At 71.1% G+C, this 16,034-nt stretch carries 15 protein-coding genes; 9 read left to right on the forward strand and 6 right to left on the reverse strand.

Translation table 11 applies throughout. From position 1 onward, the window contains the following. Positions 1 to 44 precede the first annotated feature (44 nt). Positions 45 to 1,487 carry a M20/M25/M40 family metallo-hydrolase gene (locus AB0M48_RS14990; protein WP_363841122.1) on the forward strand — a complete coding sequence of 481 codons (1,443 nt, stop codon included), beginning with the start codon at positions 45 to 47 and terminating at the stop codon, positions 1,485 to 1,487. Then, positions 1,484 to 2,527 carry a potassium channel family protein gene (locus AB0M48_RS14995; protein ID WP_363841125.1) on the forward strand — a complete coding sequence of 348 codons (1,044 nt, stop codon included), beginning with the start codon at positions 1,484 to 1,486 and terminating at the stop codon, positions 2,525 to 2,527. The genes AB0M48_RS14990 and AB0M48_RS14995 overlap by 4 nt, the downstream gene beginning before the upstream one ends. Here the strand turns inward: AB0M48_RS14995 and AB0M48_RS15000 are convergent. Both AB0M48_RS15000 and AB0M48_RS15005 read right to left on the reverse strand, forming a co-directional pair. Then, a complete protein-coding gene (locus AB0M48_RS15000) occupies positions 2,496 to 2,921 on the reverse strand; it encodes a hypothetical protein (RefSeq protein ID WP_363841127.1) in 426 nt (141 codons plus the stop codon). The genes AB0M48_RS14995 and AB0M48_RS15000 overlap by 32 nt on opposite strands. A 73-nt stretch (positions 2,922 to 2,994) precedes the next feature. Further along, positions 2,995 to 3,576 carry a hypothetical protein gene (locus AB0M48_RS15005; RefSeq protein ID WP_363841130.1) on the reverse strand — a complete coding sequence of 194 codons (582 nt, stop codon included), beginning with the start codon at positions 3,574 to 3,576 and terminating at the stop codon, positions 2,995 to 2,997. A gap of 80 nt (positions 3,577 to 3,656) precedes the next feature. Here AB0M48_RS15005 and AB0M48_RS15010 point away from each other — a divergent pair, with 80 nt between their 5' ends. The 3 genes from AB0M48_RS15010 to AB0M48_RS15020 are packed head-to-tail and all read left to right on the forward strand — an operon-like array spanning position 3,657 to position 6,091. Further along, positions 3,657 to 4,325, forward strand: a complete 669-nt coding sequence (locus AB0M48_RS15010; protein ID WP_090011153.1) for a response regulator transcription factor — start codon at positions 3,657 to 3,659, stop codon at positions 4,323 to 4,325. Further along, on the forward strand, positions 4,322 to 5,599 hold the full coding sequence (locus AB0M48_RS15015) for a HAMP domain-containing sensor histidine kinase (RefSeq protein WP_363841135.1): 1,278 nt from the start codon (positions 4,322 to 4,324) through the stop codon (positions 5,597 to 5,599). Before AB0M48_RS15010 ends, AB0M48_RS15015 begins: the two co-directional genes overlap by 4 nt. Positions 5,600 to 5,611: 12 nt before the next feature. Next, positions 5,612 to 6,091 (forward strand): hypothetical protein, encoded by a 480-nt coding sequence (locus tag AB0M48_RS15020; RefSeq protein WP_363841138.1) that lies wholly within the window; start codon positions 5,612 to 5,614, stop codon positions 6,089 to 6,091. On the opposite strand, the gene AB0M48_RS15025 is transcribed toward AB0M48_RS15020, so the two are convergent. The 3 genes from AB0M48_RS15025 to AB0M48_RS15035 all read right to left on the reverse strand — a co-directional run bounded on the left by AB0M48_RS15025 (position 6,088) and on the right by AB0M48_RS15035 (position 9,436). Continuing rightward, positions 6,088 to 6,981 (reverse strand): neutral zinc metallopeptidase, encoded by an 894-nt coding sequence (locus AB0M48_RS15025; protein WP_363841142.1) that lies wholly within the window; start codon positions 6,979 to 6,981, stop codon positions 6,088 to 6,090. The genes AB0M48_RS15020 and AB0M48_RS15025 overlap by 4 nt on opposite strands. Positions 6,982 to 6,993: 12 nt before the next feature. Continuing rightward, complete coding sequence (locus AB0M48_RS15030; protein WP_363841145.1) at positions 6,994 to 8,202, reverse strand: neutral zinc metallopeptidase; 1,209 nt, start codon at positions 8,200 to 8,202, stop codon at positions 6,994 to 6,996. Positions 8,203 to 8,329: 127 nt separating this feature from the next. Continuing rightward, positions 8,330 to 9,436, reverse strand: coding sequence for a neutral zinc metallopeptidase (locus AB0M48_RS15035; RefSeq protein WP_363841148.1), 1,107 nt, complete (start codon positions 9,434 to 9,436; stop codon positions 8,330 to 8,332). A 300-nt stretch (positions 9,437 to 9,736) separates the two neighbouring features. On the opposite strand from AB0M48_RS15035, the gene AB0M48_RS15040 reads away from it, so the two are divergent. From AB0M48_RS15040 to nudC, 4 genes are read left to right on the forward strand one after another with little or no spacing between them, the layout of a single operon-like run. Continuing rightward, the gene (locus AB0M48_RS15040) at positions 9,737 to 11,371 is read left to right on the forward strand and encodes a DUF2207 domain-containing protein (RefSeq protein ID WP_363841151.1); all 1,635 of its coding nucleotides are present in this window, start codon (positions 9,737 to 9,739) and stop codon (positions 11,369 to 11,371) included. Between the two features lie 9 nt (positions 11,372 to 11,380). Then, positions 11,381 to 12,664 (forward strand): pitrilysin family protein, encoded by a 1,284-nt coding sequence (locus AB0M48_RS15045; protein WP_266041001.1) that lies wholly within the window; start codon positions 11,381 to 11,383, stop codon positions 12,662 to 12,664. Then, positions 12,661 to 14,049 (forward strand): pitrilysin family protein, encoded by a 1,389-nt coding sequence (locus tag AB0M48_RS15050; RefSeq protein ID WP_363841155.1) that lies wholly within the window; start codon positions 12,661 to 12,663, stop codon positions 14,047 to 14,049. Before AB0M48_RS15045 ends, AB0M48_RS15050 begins: the two co-directional genes overlap by 4 nt. Beyond that, on the forward strand, positions 14,046 to 15,002 hold the full coding sequence (nudC, locus tag AB0M48_RS15055) for an NAD(+) diphosphatase (protein ID WP_363841158.1): 957 nt from the start codon (positions 14,046 to 14,048) through the stop codon (positions 15,000 to 15,002). Before AB0M48_RS15050 ends, nudC begins: the two co-directional genes overlap by 4 nt. On the opposite strand, the gene AB0M48_RS15060 is transcribed toward nudC, so the two are convergent. Continuing rightward, positions 14,991 to 16,001, reverse strand: coding sequence for a DUF2399 domain-containing protein (locus AB0M48_RS15060; protein WP_363841335.1), 1,011 nt, complete (start codon positions 15,999 to 16,001; stop codon positions 14,991 to 14,993). The genes nudC and AB0M48_RS15060 overlap by 12 nt on opposite strands. Positions 16,002 to 16,034: the final 33 nt, after the last annotated feature.

The raw sequence follows: 16,034 nt of genomic DNA on the forward strand, positions 1-16,034 counted from the left end.
CTACGCCGCGTAGGCGAGACGGGGCTGGCCTATTCTCCACGGCCGTGGCAGGTGATTCTCGTCATTCCGAACGCCCTGAACGCACCGAACGCGCCGCTGTCGCCGCGCTGACCGATTCCTTCGTGGCCGGGCTCTGCGAGTGGATCAGGATTCCGAGCATCGGGGTCGACCCCGCGCACCACGCTGACGTGCGGAGATCCGCCGAGTGGCTGGCGAACGAGCTGCGGCGGGACGGCTGGCCGGAGGTCGCGGTCTGGGGCGACGGGCCGGCGTTGCCCGCCGTGTTCGCGTGCTGGCCCGCGAGTGATCCGGACGCGCCCACCGTGCTCGTCTACGGGCATCACGACGTGCAGCCGGTCGATCCGGTGCAACGCTGGGAGCATCCGCCGTTCGAGCCCGTGATCAGCGGCGATGAGATCAGGGGGCGCGGTGCCAGTGATGACAAGGGGCAGGTCGCGATGCACCTGCTCGCGGTCAAAGCTCATCTCGCGGCCACCGGGCAGAATGCGCCGAGCGTCACGCTGAAACTCTTCGTCGAAGGCGAGGAGGAATCGGGATCACCGCATCTGCGAAAGCTGCTCGAAGATCACGAAGCCGAACTCGGTTGTGATCTTGTGGTGTTCACCGACACGGCATTGCACGAACGGGACGCGCCTACGGTCACCACTGGGCAAAGGGGTGTTCTCGGCGCGGAAATCACGTTCGAGGGCGGCACGGACGATGTGCATTCCGGACGCGCGGGCGGTGCGATTCCGAACCCGGCGACGGCGCTCGCGAAACTGATCGCCGCGCTGCACGACGACGACAACAGGGTGCGGCTCGACGGCTTCTACGACGACGTCCTGGAACCGTCCACAAAGGAGCGTGAGGACTACGCCGCGTTGCCGTTCGACGAGCAGAAGTGGCTCCAGGGCAACGGTGGTGGTGCCCAGGCGACGCACGGCGAGACCGGCTACAGCACGCTCGAACGGATCTGGGTGCGGCCCACCGCCGAGGTCAACGGCATCAGCAGCGGCTACACCGGCCCCGGCCTGAAGACGATCATCCCCGCGAGCGCCACGGCGAAGATCAGCTTCCGGCTCGTGCCCGACCAGCACCCGGAGAAGGTCGCGCAGCAGCTCAGCGAGTTCGTCGCCGCGCACACCCCGCCGGGCATCAGGGCGCGGGTCGGTTTCCGGGGCGAGGGGGTGCCGCCGTACGCGATCAGCCCCGACGATCCCGCCAACGCCGCGGTCAAGCAGGCCCTGGAACTGGCGTTCGACCAGCCCGTCAGGTTCGCGCGGGCCGGTGGATCCGGGCCCGCGGCGGTGCTCCGGCAACGACTGGGGGTGCCCCTCGTCTACCTCGGCGCGACCTTGCCGGATGATCGCGTCCACGCGCCGAACGAGCGCGTAGTGGTGCCGTTGCTCCTCAAAGGCGCGGAGGCGGCTGCTCACCTGTGGCGGATGCTCGCCCAAGCGGAGATCGCGAAGAGGTTGTCCCGATGAGCCTGTCTGATGAAGCGTCGCACTCGCTCGTCGGCGTGATCAGGATGCCGGACAAGGTCGAGAGCCCTGTCCGCGCGATCCTGAAGCGCGTCATCGGCGCGATGGCGGCGCTGCTGCTCGCGGTGATGATCGTCTACCTGGACCGCGACGGCTATCGCGACGTGAACGAGGATGGCGTCTCACTGCTCGACGCGTTCTACTACGCGACGGTGTCTCTCTCGACGACCGGCTACGGCGACATCACGCCCGCGTCGTCGTCGGCCCGTCTGGTCAACGTTCTGGTCATCACGCCGTTGCGGGTCCTGTTCCTGATCGTGCTGGTCGGCACGACACTCGAAGTTCTCACGGAGCGCTCCCGTCAGGCGTTGCGCATTCAAAAGTGGAGGCGGGTTGTGCGGGACCACGTGGTGGTCGTCGGTTACGGCACGAAGGGGCGCTCGGCGGTCGCGGCGCTGCTCGGTGACGGTGTCGACCCCGGCTCGATCGTCGTCGTCGACACCGTGCAGGAGTCGCTGGACGCGGCGTCCGCCAAGGGGCTGGTGGTCGTGCACGGGTCCGGTACGCGCAACGACGTGCTGAGGGTCGCCGGTGCGGCCCGTGCGCGCGCGATCGTCGTCGCGCCGAACCGGGACGACACAGCGGTGCTGGTGACGTTGACCGCCCGCGAACTCGCCCCCAAGGCGCAGATCGTGGCGTCGGTGCGGGAACGGGAGAACGAGCACCTGCTCAAGCAGTCCGGTGCCGACTCGGTGGTCGTGTCGTCCGAGACGGCCGGTCGCCTGCTCGGCATGGCCACCGCGACGCCGTCCGTCGTGGCGATGGTGGAGGACCTGCTCACGCCCGACGCGGGGCTCGCGATCGCCGAGCGGGACGTCGAGAAGAACGAGATCGGCGGATCGCCGCGGCACCTGCCCGACATCGTGCTGGGCGTGGTGCGGGGCGGGACGCTGTACCGGGTGGACGCTCCGGAGGCCGACGCGATCGAGCCGGGAGACCGGCTGCTCTACGTCAAGAAGGTGACTCCGCCCGGCGAGGAGTAGACATCACGGCCGGTGCGCGCAGCGGCGCGTAGCGGAAGAGGAACGCGTAGAAGCCGCCCGCCAGCGCTGCCATGCACAGCAGCAGCGCGGTGAGGCGGCGCCCGACCGGGAGTCCGACGGGCAGTGAGGCGGCGGACGACACCATCTCGCCGCCGGTGTTGACGATCTCGACGGTCTCGCCCTTGGTGTGACCGCAGCCGTCGAGTTTGGCCTGCTTCTTCTCGCCGCCGGCGTCCCACTCGACGGTGTCCATGCCCTTGCCGCAAGAGCCGCTTTCGACGACTGTCGCGGTCACGGGTCTAGGGGGTTCCTCGTCGCCCAACACCCTGGCGGGCACCAAGAGCGCGACCGCGACCCCGATCCCGACCAGTCCGACGACCAGCAGGATGAACACCCATCTGTCCGGGCTTCGCGGAACCGCCACACTGCGATGTTCGCAGACGCGGCGGCCCGCGTGGAGCCCAGGTTTACTTCGGCAGCTGACGCAGCTGCTCGACCTTGATGGTCCTGCCGTCGGTCACCGAGCCGCTCACGGTGACGAGGTCGCCGTTCTTGGGCTTCTCGGTCACCGAGGACAGGTCCAGCGGCGTCTGCAGGCCGTCGACCTGGATCAACGTGGCGTTGTCGCCGTTGACGTCCTTGACGGTGCCACGCGCCTGGGCCTTCGCCAGCGCCACGTTCAGCGCCTTGCCGTCCTTCACGCGCACGGTCACGCGCTGGTCGGCCTTGAGCCCGGCGAGATCGCCCCCGCGCAGCTTGGTGGAACCGTCGGTGGTCAACGACACCTCGCTGCCGTCGTCCTTGGTGATCGTGAGCTTGCCGGTCTCGACCGACTTGACCCGGCCGACGACGAGCGTGCTGTCCTTGAGCTTGGTCTTGTCCGGACGGCCGGGCTTGCCCGGGCCGCCCGGTGCGCCGAGATGGCGCTCCGCGAACGCCGCGTTCGGTGGGCGGTCGGGGCCCTCGGCCGCCGTCGCGACCGCGATGCCGCCGACCGTGAGGCCGACGGCCGCGACGATGGCGCCGGCCCACGCTGATTTCTTCGACATGCGCACCAGCGTGCGCGCGCATGCTGAGCGCAAGCTGAAGGCGAGTCGCCCGAAGTCCCGATGATCAGCAGAATGGTGAGGTGTCCGCCAGGGTGTTGGTGATCGAGGACGCCGAGGCGATCGGCGCCGCGGTGTCGTCCGCGCTGCGTGAGTCCGGGTACGACGTGCAGCACCGCCTGGACGGGCGCCAGCTGGAGGCCGACCTCGGTCGCTTCCGCCCCGACCTGGTCGTGCTCGACGTGATGCTGCCCGGTCGCGACGGCTTCCAGTTGCTCGAGGTCATCCGCCGCTCGTCCGGCGCCGGCGTGGTCATGCTGACCGCGCGCGACGGCGTGCCGGACCGGCTGCGCGGGCTTTCCGGCGGCGCCGACGACTACGTGGGCAAGCCGTTCGTGCTGGCGGAGCTCGTGGCACGGGTATCGGCGGTGCTGCGCCGCCTCGGCCGCACGCCGTCGACCGTGCAGGTCGGCGACCTGGTCGTGGACGCCGACGCCGGTGTCGTCATGCGCGCCGACCGGCCGATCGACCTGACCGCGACCGAACTGCGGCTGCTGGTGTACCTGGCGGCCCAGCGCGGCCGCGTCGTGTCCAAGACTCAGATCCTCACGGCCGTGTGGGGCTATGAGGACTACGACCCCAACCTGGTCGAGGTCCACGTCAGCGCCGTGCGCCGCAAGATCGAGGAGCACGGCACGAGGCTCGTCCACACCGTTCGCGGCCTTGGGTACGTGCTGCGGGCCGAGGAATGAACCTCCGCACGGTCTCGTTGCGCCGGCGGGTGGCGATGTCCGTGCTGCTCGTGCTGTTCCTGGTGCTCGTGGCACTGGTGATCTCGGTCGACCGGACGTTCGCCGGGCAGTCCTCCAAGGACGTCGACGGCGTGCTGAACAACGCCGGGGCGCGTGCGGTGGAGATGCTGAAGAACGGCAGGCGCCCGGCCGAGGTCGTCGGCGTGCTGACGAAGCGGAACATCCACGTCACCATCGAGCTGCCCAACGGCACGACCATCGGCAGCGCGCCCGAAGAGGGGCAGTTCGAGCGCCAGGTCCGCAACGTCCAGCGCAACAAGGTCACCCTCTACGCCGACACCGAGGCGATCTCGCAGGCCCAGCACAGGCTGCGGAAACTGCTGCTGATCCTGGGACTCGCGGCGATAGGCATCACCGGCGTGCTGATCTTCGTGGTGGTGCGCAAGGCGCTGGCACCGCTGGACGCCATGACGTCGCTGGCCCAGGCCATCGCCGCCGGGCACCGCGGCGGGCGGCTCAACCCGTCCAGGACCGACACCGAGCTGGGACGGACCGCCGCCGCGTTCGACGGCATGCTCGACTCGCTGGAGGGCTCTGAGCAGCGCACACGGCGGTTCGTCGCCGACGCGGCACACGAGCTGCGCACGCCGATCACCGGCGTGCAGGCCGTGGCCGAGGCGCTCGTGCAGGCCCCCGTCGACTCACCCGACCGGGACCAGATGTCGTTCCTGCTGGTCAGGGAGGCCAGAAGGGCCGGACGGCTGGTGGACGACCTGCTCGCGCTCGCCCAGCTCGACGCCGGGTACGAGATGCAGCGCGAGTCGGTGGACCTGCTGGGACTGGCCCAGGCCGAGGTCGCGCGGACCCGGTTCGTCGCGCCCGACTTCGACATCGCCGCGGAGGGCGTCCCGGTCGCCGTGGTCGGGGACGGGCAACGGCTCGCGCAGGTGCTGGCCAACCTGGTCGACAACGCCCGGCAGGCGACCGGTCCACAGGGGACCGTCCGGATCCGGGTCGACCTCACGGGGTTCACCGTGTCCGACGACGGGCCGGGCGTGCCCGAGGCCGAACGCGAGCGGATCTTCGACCGGCTGGTGCGGCTCGACGACGCCCGCGACCGGCGCTCCGGTGGATCCGGGCTGGGCCTGGCCATCGCCCGGGGCGTGGTCCGGGCGCACGGCGGAGACCTGACCTGCGAACCCTCCGACCAGGGCGCGGTGTTCCGCGTGGTGCTGCCCTCTGTGAATCCGGTCGCCGAGCCGAGCCGCGTTTGATTCCATCGGCGTGTGGACGTGGACGTGGTGGTGCAGTGGGTGAGGACCGAGTGGACCAAGCAGTCCCGCGGTGAGCCCGGCGCGACCCGGCGCAACGCCGTGCCGGTCGGGTTCGTGCTGCCGCACCTGAAGCCCGCCGTGCACGAGGTGCGCCTGCTCGAGTGGGAGGACTTCGCACCCGTGTGGTCGAAGGAGAGCGACGAGATCGACCGGCTCGTGCTCACCCTCCGCGAGGACGACGACGTGCTGTCCGTGCAGCTGCAGGACACCATGCACGCGACACCACGGCGGTGGAACCGGCCTTCCCCGGTCCGGCTGGTGCGCGGCGAGTGGGTCCGGTGGCAGCTCAACCACCGCTGGCAGCGGCCACGCGACGGCGGTTACAACTACCTGCTGACCACGCTCAACCTGGCGTACGGCTCACCGAGTGACGCGAAGGTGTTCCTCGGAACGCCCACGCGTCACGTCGACGAGCAGACCTACCTGCGTTAACCGACCTGGGCCGCAGACGCCGTGAAGGTGTTGCAGGCGTCCGTCGAGTTCGCCTTGAAGCCCGCGGCCGCCCACTGCGCCTGGTTCTTGGCGGAACCGTGCGCGTTGTTCTCGGGCTTCTCCTCGATCGCGAACTGGAAGTCCTCCTGCGCCTGCCGCGCGAGGCCCGCCGTCAGCGAACCGCGCCCCGCCGCCGAGCTCAGGAACATGCCCGCGAAGCAGTTCGCCTGCAGCTCGATCCGCCGCGACATCTCCAGGCCCGCCGGGGTCTTCTCACCCGCGTCGGTGATCTTCAGGTCCGCTGCCCGCAGCAGGCCCGTCAGCGCCTGGACGTGGTGGCCGTACTCGTGCGACAGCGTGGCCAGGTGCGTCGCCGGGGCGTCGCCACCGCCGTTGTCCCGCAGCCGTGCCGTCGGCATGTAGATCGTGCGGTTGCGGCCGCAGTAGTAGGCCACCGCGTGGTCGGACTCCGGGGCCTCGCCGCACGGGCCGTCCTTCAGCACCGGCGAGGCGTCCAGCGCCGGCTTGTCGAACGGCAGGTTCGCCGCCGTCAGCAGAGGGCCCCAGGCGGTGTCCAGGCACTCGACTCCGGCCGCGTAGTAGGCGGCCAGCTGGCCGTCGGTGGTGCCGAACGGCGGCAACGCGCAGGTCACCGGGGTCAGCGAGACCGGCTTCACCAGCAACGGGTGGTCGGCCAGGCGGAAGACGGCCCGCGGGCGGATCGCGGTCGACGGCTCCGTCGGGGGAGTCGAGGCCGGGCGCGAACCGGCCAGGGCGTGGCCGGTGACGACTCTGGGACGGCTGAGTTGACCGATTCCGAGGACGAACGCGACCACCAGCACGAACACTCCCGCGAGCAGGACCGGGTTGTTCTTGGCTGGTCGGGTCACGTTCTCCCCTTCCTAGGAGACGGCGCCTGGATCGGCTGCCCAGGTGTTGCAGTCGGACGCCTTGTTCGACTTGTAACCGCGGTCGACCCAGATCGCGTTGTTCTGCGGGGTGCCGTGGTCCTTCGTCGGGTAGATGTCGTAGTCACCCCGGTTGCCCGCGTCGGTCAGGGCCACCCGGATCACCTCGATCGGAATCGCGCCGTGCGACAACGGGGCCAGCGACATGCCTCCGAAGCACGTCGCCTGCAGCTCCATCCGGCGGTTCAGGTCGAGGCCCTTCGGAGTATCCCACCCGCCCGCGTCGTACTGCGCGCGGTCCGAGGCTTTCAGCATCCCGGTGAGCCACTGGATGTGGTGGCCGTACTCGTGGGCGAGCTGGCCCAGGTACTTGCCGGGGTGGTTCGGGTTGTTCGGGTTGCGCTCGGCGGCGTACGCGTTCGCCGTCCAGTAGATGCCGCCCTGGCAGTACCGCGCCGTCTGGTCCGGGCGGACCGTGCCGCACGGGTACTGCGCGGTCTCGGTGATGACGTGCAGCTCGACCGGCTGGTACGGCAGGTTCGCGGCGTTCAGCGCGGGCTTCCACATGCTCTCGATGCACGGCAGCGCGGCGCGCAGGAAGCGGTCCTGGCCGGCCGGGGAGTAGTCCATCGGCGGCAGCGCGCAGCCCGAGATCGTGTTCGCGCCGAAGCCCGGCTTGAGGAACGGGTGGTCCGCCAGCGCGTAGACGGCCTTCGGACCGGCCGGGGTCGCCGGGGCGGACGGGATGCGCGACGCCGAGGCGCGCGGCGCGCTGCTCGTCGTCAGCGGGGCCTCGGTCGTGGTCGGGAGGGTGAACGTCGGGCTGTACGTCGTGTAGTTCGAGTAGCCCGCGTCCTCGACCTTCTTGCTCAGGGTCGCCGCGAAGACGCCGACCGCGCCGAGGCCGAGGACCACGACACCGCCCAGGATCAGGGCGATCATCGGGCCGTTGCTCCTGCGGCGCGGCGGCATCGGCGGGTACGGGCCGTAGCCCGGAGGCGGGCCCCACGACGGCTGCGGCGGCGGCATGACCTGGCCGGGAGGCGGTGGCGGGCCGTAGTAGCCGGGCGGCGGGCCCTGCGGCGGCATTCCGTACGGAGAAGGCGGGCCCTGTGGCGGACGCTGCCCGAGCGGTGCGGGCATCGGTGGCGGGCCGACCGGGCGAGGCGGCGGCCAGTTGCCCGGTGGCGGTGGTTGCGTCATCGCCTGAGGTCCCCCCAATGGTCATCCTGGGTCGGGTACGAGCATAGGCGGACCGGGATCACGCGTCCCCCGACCGGGCTAACGCGTCCCGCCCACCTCCATGGGACGCGTGGGCCGGGGGATCGGTTCACGAGACGTCCGCGGAGCTCGCCGCCCAGGTGTTGCACGCGTTGATCTTGTTCTGCTTGTGGCCGTGCATCACCCAGCGGTCGTTGTTCGGCGCGCTGCCGTGGTCCGGCCTGCGGTTGTAGTCACCGCGCTTGCCCGCGTCGCTCAGACCGGTGTTCACGACCTCCATCGGCACGACGTTCTTGTGCGAGAACGGAGCCAGCGTCATGCCGCCGAGGCAGGTGGCCTGCAGCTCCAGCCTGCGGTTGAGCTCCAGGCCCTTCGGGGTGTCGAAGCCGCCGACGTCGTACTGGGCCTGGTCGGCGGCGCGCAGCATGCCGGTCAGCCACTGCACGTGGTGGCCGTACTCGTGGCTGAGCTGACCGAGGTAGACCCCGGGGTGCCGGACCGTCGAGCCGCCCTCGTTCGCGTAGAAGTCGCCGGGCCAGTAGATGACGCCGCGGCAGAACATCGCCGTCGTGTTGTTCTGCCGCGAACCGCACGGCGTCTGCGTGGTGCCGGTGAACACCTGCAGCTCGGCCGGCTGGTACGGCAGGTTGGCGGCCTTGAGCGCCGGCTGCCACGCCTTCTCGATGCACGGCAGCGCGGCTTCGAGGAACCGCTTCTCGCCCGCGGGGCTGTATTCCATCCGCGGCAACGGGCACGAGTCGAAGTCGTTCGCGCCGATGTTGGTGCTGAAGATCGGGTGGTCGGCGAGCTTGTAGATCGCCTTCGGGCCCACCGGGGTCTGCTGCGTGCTCGGCGCGCGGGTCGACGAGGTGCGCGTGGACGTCGTCGTGGTGGTCGTTGTCGTCGTGGTCGACGTGTAGGTGTAGGTCGGGCTGTAGGTCGTGTAGTTCGAGTAGCCCGTGTCCTTCACCTTGTTGCTCAACACCGCCGAGAAGACACCGATCGCGCCCAGGCCGAGGACGACGACACCGCCGAGGACGAGCGCCAGGACCGGCCCGCTGTTGCTCCTGCGAGGTGGCGCCATCGGGTAGGGCGGTGGTGCGAACGCGCCGGGGTGCGGGTGGCCCCACGTCGGTCGCGGGGGAGGCATCACCGGACGCGGCGGCGGCAGCGGCAGGTGGCCGGGTGGCGGGCCGTAAGGAGGAGGCGAGCCCATGGGCGGGCCGTGAGGAGTACGCGGTCCCATCGGCGGTGGCGGGCCTGCCGGAGGCCGGCTTCCCGGCGGCGGACCGTACGGAGGAGGCGGTCCCATCGGCGGGCGCGGAGGTCCCTGAACGGGGCGGGGAGGCATCGGCGGCCCGTACGGCGGTGCGGCGGGCACGGGCGGCGGGCCCACCGGGCGCGGCGGCGGCCGATTGCCTGGCGGCGGTGGTTGTGTCATCGCCGAAGATCCCCCAGATGGCGTCTGTTCGAAAGTCCGCCGGAGCATATGAGGACTCCGCTATTGTCCGCAGCCGTGTTGAAGAACTGGGGTGCGGCGATCTTCGTCGCTGTCGCGCTGACGTCCGTCACGTCTTTCGGGACGGCGGCCGGCGCGCTCGCGCAGCCGCTCCCCGGCACCGTCAGCACCGAGGTGCGGATGAAGCTGGAGCGCGACGCCCGGCTCTCCGTCACCGAGACCGTCCAGGTGCCCGACGGCAAGACCGTCAAGCGCACCGTCCCCTTGCGACTCGCGGCCGGCAACGACCTGGAGCGCCAGTACCAGGTCACCGACGCCAAGGTCGAGGGCAAGGGCAGCACCTCCACCGACGACGACAGCTTCTCCGTCACCCTCGAGGGCGGCCAGTCCACGCTGACCTACACGGTCGTCGGCGCCGTCGCCCCCGTCGGTGACGCGCTGGAGGTCCGCTGGCAGGTCGCGGGCGGCTGGGACACCGAGCTCGACAAGGTCGCCGTCTCCTTCTCCGCACCCGACTCCCCGACGTCGGTCAACTGCCTGGCGGGCCCGGTCGGTTCGTCGCAGCCGTGCACGAGCGCGGACCTCGCGGACGGCAAGGGCGTGCGCGCGCAGGAGATCAAGCTCGGCGCCGGTGAACGCGTCGACGTCGCGATCGGACTGTCCGCCGGGGTCGTGCCCCCCAACGCCGTCGTGGTCGAGCAGTCCGGTCTCGCGGCCGCGTTCGCGCTCACGCCGGCCAGCGGTGCCGCGCTCGGCGGGCTGCTGGTGCTGCTGCTCGGCGGCGTCGCGCTGCTGTGGTACCTGCGCGGCCGGGACGCGGCGGCGCTCGCCAGCGAGGTCGGCGCGGTCTCCGTGCTGGTCCGCGACCAGGACGACAGGGTCGCCTTCGCCTCTCCGGACGGCGTGCTGCCCGGCCAGGTCGGCACCGTCGTCGACGAGCACGTGGACGTCGTCGACGTGACCGCCACGGTCATCGACCTCGCCGTCCGCAACTACCTGTGGATCACGGAGACCGACAACCACGACTGGCAGATCGTGCGCCGCAACCCGCTGGACGACTCGTTGTCCGGCTACGAGAAGGCCGTCTGCGAGGCGCTGCTGCCCCAGGGCGCGGACGCGGTGAGCGTGTCGTCGCTGCGCGGCCGGCAGATCGACCTCGCGCAGGTCCGCGACCGGCTCTACGCCGACGTCGTGGAGAAGCGCTGGTTCGTGCGCCGCCCGGACGCCGAGCGGAACCTGTTCTGGTGGGCTGGAATCGTGATCGCGGTGCTCGGCGTGGCCGCCACGGTCGTGCTGGCGCTGACGATCGGCAACGCGCTGTTCGGGCTCGTCGTCGCGGCCGGCGGGGTCGCGCTGGCGTTCGGCGCGCGGTCGATGCCCGCCCGCACCAAGCGCGGCAGCGAGTTGCTGGAGCACGTCCGCGGCCTGCGCGGCTACCTCGCCGGGGTGACGCCGGACGACGTCCCCGAGGCCGACCGCGAGCTCGTGTTCTCCCGCTCACTGCCGTACGCGGTGGTGCTCGGCGAGACCGAGCGCTGGATCGGCACGTTCGGTCAGCAGGACCTCTACTGGTACGGCAACTCGGGAACCGGCTCGGACTTCCGGCGCAGCTTCCCGGCGTTCCTCGGGGCTCTCGACGGCGTGCTCGCCCAGGCGGGCCACCTGCGATCGCTCCGGACGCCGAACCCGTAGGCTTGCGCCATGGCCTCACCCGAACTGCACAGGTTCACGTTGCCCAACGGCCTGCGGGTGGTGCTCGCCCCCGACGCCAGCGCACCGGTCGTCGGCGTCAGCGTGCACTACGACGTCGGCTTCCGTTCCGAGCCGGAGGGGCGCACCGGGTTCGCGCACCTGTTCGAGCACCTGATGTTCCAGGGCAGCGAGAGCCTGGAGAAGCTCGCCCACTTCCGGCACGTGCAGTCGTCGGGCGGCACGTTCAACGGGTCCACACACCCGGACTACACCGACTACTACCAGGTGCTGCCGTCCGCGGCCCTGGAGCGGGCGCTGTTCCTCGAAGCGGACCGCATGCGCGCGCCGAAGCTCACCGAGGAGAACCTCCGCAACCAGATCGACGTGGTGAAGGAGGAGATCCGGCTCAACGTGCTGAACCGCCCGTACGGCGGGTTCCCCTGGATCCTCCTGCCCGCGGTGCTGTTCAAGACGTTCGCCAACGCGCACAACGGCTACGGCGACTTCGTCGACCTGGAGAGCGCGACGGTCGACGACTGCGCGGAGTTCTTCGACACCTACTACAGCCCGGCGAACGCGGTGCTGACGGTGGCGGGCGACCTCGACGTCGAGACCACGAAGACGTTGGTGGAGAAGCACTTCGGTGACGTGCCCGCGCGGCCGCGCCCGGAGCGCCCCTCCTTCGCCGAGCCCGCCCCGCAGGGTGAGGTGCGGCACGAGCACGGCGACGCGCTGGCCCCGTTGCCCGCGATCGCGATCGGCTACCGCGTGCCCGACCCGGTCACCGACATCGACGGCTACCTCTCGTACCTCGTCCTCGCCGGCGTGCTGGCGGACGGCGACGGCTCGCGCCTGCAGCAGCGCCTCGTGCACCGCGAGGGCATCGTGATCGACCTGAACGCCGGCTGCGGCCTGTTCGGCCCGCTCGAGGCCCGCGACCCCGACACGTTCAGCATCACCGCGATCCACGCCGCCGAGGTCTCCGCCGACCAGGTCGTCGCGGCCATCGACGAGGAACTGCAGAAGCTCGCGCAGGAGCCGCCGTCGGCCGAGGAGCTCGCGAAGGTCACCGCCCGCTGGGCGTCGACCATGCACAAGGAGCACGACCGGCTCACGAACCGCACGCTGGGCCTCGGCTCGGCGGAGCTGCTGTTCGGCCGCGCCGAGCTGATCTACGAACTGCCGGAGCGGATCGCCTCGGTGACCGTCGACGAGGTGTCGGCCGCGGCCAAGGCGCTGCGTCCCGACTCCCGCGCCCTTCTCTTCGTCAAGCCCACCGGAGGAGCTCAGTGACCGCCGCCAAGACCCATCGCTCGGCAGACGAGATCGGCCGCACCGAGGCCGGTCCCCGTCCGCTGCCGGAGCTGGGATCGCAGAAGGTGGCCGCTGAGCTGTCCACTGTGGACACCACGCTGCCGAACGGCCTGCGCGTCATCGCCGTGCGCCGCGCCACCGTGCCGATGGTCGAGGTGCGGCTGCGCGTCCCGTTCGCGGACCCGGCCGGCACCAGCGTCGGCTCCCAGCACGCCGCGGTGGCCGAGATCCTCGCGAACACCGTGCTGACGGGCACCGAGAAGCGTTCGCGCGTGCAGATCGACACCGAGCTCGCGCTGGTCGGCGGTGAGCTCGACGCCGTGGTCGACCCGGAGCGCCTGAGCTTCACCGGCAACGCCCTGGCCTCGGGCCTCGGCACGGTGCTGGAGGTGCTGGCCGACGTCCTGACGGGTGCCTCCTACCCGGCGGAGGAGCTGGAGCGCGAGGGCGCCCGCCTGGTCGAGCGCATCACGATCGCCCGCTCGCAGCCGAGCGTCATCGCGCGCGAGGCGTTGCAGAAGGTCCTGTACGGCGACCACCCGTACGCCAAGGAGATGCCGGAGGCCGACGAGGTCGCCGCCGTCACCCGCGACGACGTGGTGGCGTTGCACGCCAAGGCCCTGCTGCCGCGCGGCTCGGTCCTCGTCGTCGTCGGCGACGTCGAGCCGGCCGACGCCGTGGCCCAGATCGGCGAGGCGCTGGCGGCCTGGCAGGGCGACGGCGAGGCCGTCCAGCTGCCGCCGCTGCCGCAGGTGTCCGGTGGCGACCTGGTGCTCGTGCACCGCGCCGGTGCCGTGCAGTCGCAGATCCGCCTCGCGGCGCAGGCGATCCCGCGCACCGACGAGCGCTACCCGGCGCTGCAGCTCGCGAACCTGGTCTACGGCGGGTTCTTCTCGTCGCGCCTGGTCGAGAACATCCGCGAGGACAAGGGCTACACCTACAGCGCCCGGTCGCACCCCGAGTTCACCGTGCACGGCGCGACGTTGCTGATCGACGCCGACACGGCCTCGGACGTGACGGCGGCGGCCCTGCTGGAGACCCGCTACGAACTGGCGCGCCTCGGTCTCGTGCCGCCGTCGGAGTCCGAAGTGGACACCGCGCGCAGCTACGCCGTCGGCACGCTGCTCACCAGCACGTCCTCGCAGGGCGGCCTGGCGTCGTTCCTGGTGAACCTCGTCGCACTGGGCCTCGGCCTCGACTGGCTGGTCGCGCACCCGCAGCGCCTCGCGGCCGTCACGCCGGAGCAGGTGGCCGCGGCCGCGCTCGAGTTCTTCGCTCCCGGCAACTTCACCGGCGTGCTCGTCGGTGACGCCGACCTGCTCAAGCCGAAGCTGGCCGCGTTGGGTGGAGTCTCGTTCCAGTGACATTCGAACTAGTCGGTCTGCCCGCGTTGTCGCGGTTCTCGATCGACCGGTCCGAGCCGTTGCGCGGCGACGACGAGAAGCTCGCCGCGCTCTGGCCCAAGGCCCGGATGATCGTCGTCGACACGCGCGGCCGCACGCTGGTCGCCGATCGCGGTACGCGGCTGGCCGACCGGCCGGCCCTCGAGTTCGGCGACCAGCCGCCCGTGAACGCCGTCCTGCTCGGTGAGCAGGACGGCGTGGCCTGGTTCGCCGTGCTGATGCCCGCCGAGGACGACGAGGCCGTGCCGGCGAGCCGCGCCTGGGGCCCGCCGGAGCTCACGGACGAACCGCAGTGGCTCGACCTGCGGCAGGCCGGTGCGACCCTCGACGACATGTCGGCCGGGCTGTTCACCACGGCCGCCGCGCTGTTCCAGTGGCACCGCCTCGGCAAGTACTGCGCCAAGTGCGGGGCCAGGACGGTGCTGGAGAAGTCCGGCTGGACGTCGGTCTGTTCCGGCTGCGGCCGGGAGGAGTACCCGCGCACCGACGCGGCGGTGATCTGCCTCGTGCACGACGGTGCCGACCAGGTCCTCGTCGCCCGCGGGCCGGAGTGGCCGGAGGGCCGGTTCTCCGTGCTGGCCGGGTTCGTCGAGGCCGGCGAGTCGCTGGAAGCCTGCGTGGCGCGGGAGATCGGCGAGGAGGTCGGCGTCTCGGTGCGGGACATCCGGTACCTCGGGTCCCAGCCCTGGCCGTTCCCGCGGTCGTTGATGATCGGGTTCGAGGCCGTGGCCGATCCCGCCGAGCCGTTGCGGCTCGCCGAGGGCGAGATCGCCGAGGCCAAGTGGGTGTCGCGGGCCGACGTCCGCAAGGCGATCGAGGAGCCGGGCAGCGTTCCCGGGCTCGGCCTCGCCGGTGGTGCGTCGATCGCGTTCCGGATGCTGCAGAGCTGGTCTGGGGTCACTTCAAAGGAGTGACGGCAGCACGTGCTCCTCGGTGACCATCAGGCCCGTCGTGGCCATGGTCCCGGCGAGGTCGGGGTCCCAGCTCGCGGTCTCCGGACGGCTGTTCAGCGTCGGCAGTTCGACGCCCCGCGCGATCAGCGTGGCCACCGCCTCGCGGTAGTCGGCCGCCGACATGCGCCACGCCGTTCCGCCGGTCCAGGCGAGCACCTCGTTCACCGTGCGGATGCCGTCGGGCGTGAAGTCGTTGTGGCACCGGACGGTCCTGCCGTCGAGGTGGTGCCTGGCCTGCGGGGTCAGGCCGTCCGGGAGCACCACCAATGGGCCGGGCACACCGGATTCGAGCAGACGGGGCGACCGGACGACGGTGACCGCCGCGGCGTCGAGGGTGTCGTGGAGCGTCAGGTAGCCCTGCGACGTGAGGACGGGACCGCTGTAGGCGTCGGGCAGGACCCCGGCGCGTTCCCAGTCGGTGCCGGCCAGCCGCAGGGCCTTGCCGACGATGCGGGCCAGCGGACGGCCGTCGTCCAAGTCGTTGCCCGCCAAGGCGAACCGCGTGGTCCACTGCCTTGGCTCAGGGCTGAGTTTCGCGAGAATCGCCGCGGCCTGGTTCGCGATCATCGGCAACGCGGGCTGCGGGATCTTGCCGTACCTGCGGACGTGCTCGATCCACGCGGCGGCCCACGGCCGCGACAGCAGACCGTGCTCGCGCAACGCGAACCTGAGCACGGCGTCCGCCGTCGAGGACTCCTCGGCCGTCGACAGGCCGACCGGCTTGCCGTGCACCGATTCGAGGACCTCGGGCAGTGAGCTCCCGTGCGCGCGGATGTGTTCGTCCAGGCGCGCCAGCGAGATCTGCCGACGGGCCGGGTGGGCGATCGGCTTGCGCAGGAGTTCACCCAGGACGGTGGCGGTGCGCGCGTCCTCGACGCGGAAGCTGAACGCCGACCGGCCGCCGCCCTCCATCGTCTCGCGGGCGAGACGCCAGAACTCCGCGAGCTCGGGCTGGTCCATGTTCACGGCACCACCCTAGTTTCCTGATTCACC

The sequence above is a fragment of the Lentzea sp. NPDC051208 genome, from assembly GCF_040682435.1.
In the GTDB taxonomy this organism is placed as follows: Bacteria; Actinomycetota; Actinomycetes; order Mycobacteriales; family Pseudonocardiaceae; genus Lentzea; species Lentzea kristufekii.

What these genes read in the sequence shown, in the direction of transcription:
- AB0M48_RS14995 (WP_363841125.1), top strand. Translation starts at nt 1,484, where the DNA reads ATGAGCCTGTCTGATGAAGCGTCGCACTCGCTCGTCGGCGTGATCAGG.
- AB0M48_RS15005 (WP_363841130.1), bottom strand. Translation starts at nt 3,576, where the DNA reads ATGTCGAAGAAATCAGCGTGGGCCGGCGCCATCGTCGCGGCCGTCGGC.
- AB0M48_RS15015 (WP_363841135.1), top strand. Translation starts at nt 4,322, where the DNA reads ATGAACCTCCGCACGGTCTCGTTGCGCCGGCGGGTGGCGATGTCCGTG.
- AB0M48_RS15030 (WP_363841145.1), bottom strand. Translation starts at nt 8,202, where the DNA reads ATGACGCAACCACCGCCACCGGGCAACTGGCCGCCGCCTCGCCCGGTC.
- AB0M48_RS15035 (WP_363841148.1), bottom strand. Translation starts at nt 9,436, where the DNA reads ATGGGCTCGCCTCCTCCTTACGGCCCGCCACCCGGCCACCTGCCGCTG.
- AB0M48_RS15045 (WP_266041001.1), top strand. Translation starts at nt 11,381, where the DNA reads ATGGCCTCACCCGAACTGCACAGGTTCACGTTGCCCAACGGCCTGCGG.
- AB0M48_RS15060 (WP_363841335.1), bottom strand. Translation starts at nt 16,001, where the DNA reads ATGGACCAGCCCGAGCTCGCGGAGTTCTGGCGTCTCGCCCGCGAGACG.